Here is a 2,453-nt window from a genome sequence, read left to right on the forward strand (position 1 = left end):
ACGCCCCACATCAACCCGACCGGCAGATCGTGCAGGAAGTCGAGCTCAGTGTCTGGATCGACCACCACGAGACCATCGGGTTTTGCGACCTGCGAAGCGATCTTGGCCAGATGCTTGGTGCGCGCCACTCCTATGGAGATCGGCAGGCCGAGCTCGTCGCGCACGCGGCGGCGGATGCGGCCGGCGATTTCGGCGGGCGTGCCGAACAGATGGGTGCAGCCGGCAACGTCGGCAAAGGCCTCGTCGATCGAGATGCGCTCGACCAGCGGCGTGAAATCGCCGAGCACGGCGATCGCCGCATCGCCGAGCCGCTGGTACTCGCGAAAATGACCGCCAACGAAGATCAGCTGCGGGCACAGTTCGCGCGCCTGCCGTCCCGGCATGCCGCCGGCAACGCCGAAGGCCTTGGCCTCGTAGGATGCGGCAAGCACGACGCCGCCGCCGACCGCGATCGGCTTGCCGCGCAGGGATGGGTCGAGCAGCTGCTCGACGGATGCGTAGAACGCATCGAGGTCGGCATGGAGGATGGTGGCTGGCGTGGTCATCGCATCCATCGCGACGATAGGGGCGATGTTGCGATAAGAACAAAAAGAGAACATCAAGTCAATGCGCTTGCACCTGCCGATGGCGCGCCTACGTCAGCCTTATGAAGGAGTGGTATCTCGTCTGGATCGAAGGACCGCGCGGTCCCGAGCCGCAGAAATGGTCGCCGGAAGGGCTATGGGGCCAGCTCTGGCGCCAGGACGTCATCGTGCGCTTTCCGCTGACCGATCAGGAAGCGAAGCTGCCGCTGGATGAACTGGCGAGGGCGCATCCGGTGCCGAAGTGAATGCGCCTGCCGGAGACCACCCGTTCAGGTGGTCCCCGCATCGCGCTGCTTCACATACCCGGTTCTATGGTCTTCTCGATCTTCCCGCCGCTTTCGGCCCAGTCCTTGAAGGCGCCGAGGTTGTGGACGTTGGCATAGCCCATGTCCTTGAGCACCTTGCCGCTGAGCGCCGATCGTCCGCCGGACGCGCAATAGAGGATGATCGCCTTGTCCTTGCTGAAATTCTTGTCGTGGTAAGGCGTGTCGGGGTCGGCGCGAAACTCCAGCATGCCGCGCGAGACGTGAATGGCGCCGGCGATCTTGCCGCTGGTTTCCACTTCGGGCGCATCGCGCACGTCGACCACCAGCGTGTTGCCCTTGGCCATCATCTCCTTTGCTTGCGCCGGCGTGATCCGCGGCACCACTGCGTTGGCGGCTTCCATCATCTGTTTGACGTTCGTAGTCATATCGTCATCTCCTCTTCTGTGCTCAGTCGATCCCCGCAAGTTGAACGTGTGGTCAGATCGGCCTGCCGACCGACATGCGAGCAATAGGTGGATGGCACCTGCCGTGCAGCGACGAACGTGATCAGCCGCCAGTCGCGCGGCGTCAGCGAGAAGCCGGCGCGGGTCTTGTCCGCGAACTCCTGATAGATGGGTAGGAGGTCGGGTCTCGCCGTCCAGGCGCGTATCGCGGCCATCATAAAACCGTTCTGGGCCTTCTGTGCATAGAGTTCGCCGATCCGGCCCGTCGCCTCCGTATCGTCGATGGTTTTGAGAAACATGACAATCTCCGTCGGCAAAACGATTGCTGCGGCCCGGTGCCGCGGATACATCAACACCGGTCAGTTCCCGCGACGGATGGGCTCTGGTTCCAATCGGCCGCCGCCTAAACGGTTCCGCCGAACCTGGCGATGGACTAAGGCCCGGACAGCTTTGACTCAATGATCGAGGCGCTCAAAGTTTTTGCCGGGACGCTGCGCGCCGATATTGCGGGCTTTTGTGATCAGCCCGGAGGCAATATGGACGTCTTGTCCGAGGTTCTGCGTGTCATCCGTGTTTCGGGCGCCATCCATTTCAATGCCGGGTTTACCCGGCCGTGGTCGGTGGTGACGTCGCCGCCCGATCTGCTCGCTTCCAGGCTCATGCCGGGGGCCGAAGCGATCACGCTGTTCCATCTGGCGATGAACGCCGGCCGTCGGGCAAGCCACTTCGGTTTCTCGAAATTCCTGTCAAGCCCCAAAATCAAAAAGATTTCTCTTTACCGGAATTCTGATTTGCGGTATGCCTTCCCCCGTCCCGGGCCCGCTGAGGGGCGTTTCGCGAATCGTCACGATGCGTTGGGCTTGGGATGCGATGGCCGTGGCAGGCTCAGGCGTAACGGCTCGGTTTCCGAAAGGGATCGAGCCGCCGCTGGACGTAAGGCTGCTGCGGACGGCGAAGTCGTGTGGTCCTGGCGCCGCGACCCTGGCGTCTATCCCTGCTGGCCTGTGCCGGCGGGGCAACGGTGACAAAAAAGGCCGCTCACCGGGGAGAGTACGTATAAGCCGTAAACCCATTGCGCGGGGAAGGCCGGGCTGTCTCGGCTGTACCTGTCAAAACCGTGTGCGCCACTACCCAAGTTTTTGGCACACGGCGCTGCGGGC

At 62.8% G+C, this 2,453-nt stretch carries 5 protein-coding genes; 2 read left to right on the top strand and 3 right to left on the bottom strand.

From position 1 onward, the window contains the following. A partial coding sequence (locus ACT4OC_RS28265; RefSeq protein ID WP_444842348.1) for a Y-family DNA polymerase occupies positions 1-545 on the bottom strand: 545 nt, incomplete at its 3' end. Positions 546-646: 101 nt separating this feature from the next. On the opposite strand from ACT4OC_RS28265, the gene ACT4OC_RS28270 reads away from it, so the two are divergent. After that, positions 647-829, top strand: a complete 183-nt coding sequence (locus tag ACT4OC_RS28270; protein ID WP_444842349.1) for a hypothetical protein — start codon at positions 647-649, stop codon at positions 827-829. Between the two features lie 50 nt (positions 830-879). Here the strand turns inward: ACT4OC_RS28270 and ACT4OC_RS28275 are convergent, their stop codons facing one another. Further along, the gene (locus ACT4OC_RS28275) at positions 880-1,275 is read right to left on the bottom strand and encodes a rhodanese-like domain-containing protein (protein WP_444842350.1); all 396 of its coding nucleotides are present in this window, start codon (positions 1,273-1,275) and stop codon (positions 880-882) included. After that, on the bottom strand, positions 1,272-1,592 hold the full coding sequence (locus ACT4OC_RS28280; protein ID WP_444842351.1) for a hypothetical protein: 321 nt from the start codon (positions 1,590-1,592) through the stop codon (positions 1,272-1,274). Before ACT4OC_RS28280 ends, ACT4OC_RS28275 begins: the two co-directional genes overlap by 4 nt. Before the next feature lie 159 nt (positions 1,593-1,751). On the opposite strand from ACT4OC_RS28280, the gene ACT4OC_RS28285 reads away from it, so the two are divergent. Then, positions 1,752-2,318, top strand: coding sequence for a hypothetical protein (locus tag ACT4OC_RS28285; RefSeq protein WP_444842352.1), 567 nt, complete (start codon positions 1,752-1,754; stop codon positions 2,316-2,318). The last annotated feature ends 135 nt before the right edge of the window (positions 2,319-2,453 follow it).

The organism is Bradyrhizobium sp. (genome assembly GCF_052389815.1).
In the GTDB taxonomy this organism is placed as follows: Bacteria; Pseudomonadota; Alphaproteobacteria; order Rhizobiales; family Xanthobacteraceae; genus Bradyrhizobium.